We start from the raw sequence: 993 nt of genomic DNA on the forward strand, positions 1-993 counted from the left end.
GTATATGCAAAGCATTAGCATCCATTATCGGCCGTTTATAGCGTCGGACAAAATCTCCAATCACAGGCGCTGTTGCATGTTGAGCAAGATCGTGGAGTATGGTTCTACGGTATAGATCCCTTTGCTGTAAAAGTTCGGATGTTATTGCCAGGTCAGGTTGCTGCAGCAAGTCCAGCAGAGAATCTTCTGTACCAAACCGGAACATAAACCGCAGAACACTCAGAGCGTCATCAGCGGGTGGTGAAGCCACTTCAAAACCATTGTATATCTGACAATTGTTCTCAGTATGTCTATCCAGCATACGGCAACGAGCATTGTAGTTACCGGCTCCGGGTCTGAATTGCTGACATTGCCCACACGTTACCCTATGACTTTCTGAATGAGCAGTTATCTCTTCTATAGGAATACCATCTTGTTGGCAATCTTTGCAGAATAGACTCAACTGGGATTCTGATACCGGGATATAGATCATACCCAATACATCCTGCCTGCTGATGCGATATTCCGTCTGGTGCATTCTGATGTAGTAATCAATGGGAGCATCCGGTAATGTTTCTATGCCTGTCTCAGTGTCCTCTCTGTCAGAGCCAAGATCGGGATACAGCCGGTCGGGTTGTCCTTGTGGGGCAGAATTATATTGCCCTCCTGAAGAAGTGCCTGATCGGCTTTGTTCACTACTGGCTGAGACGGATGTTTGTGGGAGTTTGCTCAGGATTCCGCCCAACCGAAGGATTCCGGGAGGCTCTTGTTCTTCACTGAGGCTAAGAGGTAATCTTTTGTTGATAAAATGCCCTCTCGTACCCCTTTGTTGGTAAGAACCGGAAACTGTCAGCAGGTTAGAATCGGTACCTCTTATTGTTACGAAATTGATGCTGTTTTGGTTATGGCAAATCAGAGGATGGTCTGTATTAATGTTGAGACGTGAAAGGAGAGAGGGTAACTGAACGGTATGAACTACAGAGCTGGTGAATTGGGAGTCATGATGCCCCGCAG

1 protein-coding gene is annotated in these 993 nt (G+C 46.6%); it reads right to left on the reverse strand.

The genetic code is table 11. The features are described 5' to 3' along the window. Window positions 1–517, reverse strand: a 517-nt coding sequence (locus tag E1189_RS24555) for a hypothetical protein (protein WP_230459909.1), incomplete at its 3' end; no start/stop codon positions are given. Between the last annotated feature and the right edge of the window lie 476 nt (window positions 518–993).

The sequence above is a fragment of the Parendozoicomonas verongulae genome (assembly GCF_009711465.1).
GTDB lineage: Bacteria > Pseudomonadota > Gammaproteobacteria > Pseudomonadales > Endozoicomonadaceae > Sansalvadorimonas > Sansalvadorimonas verongulae.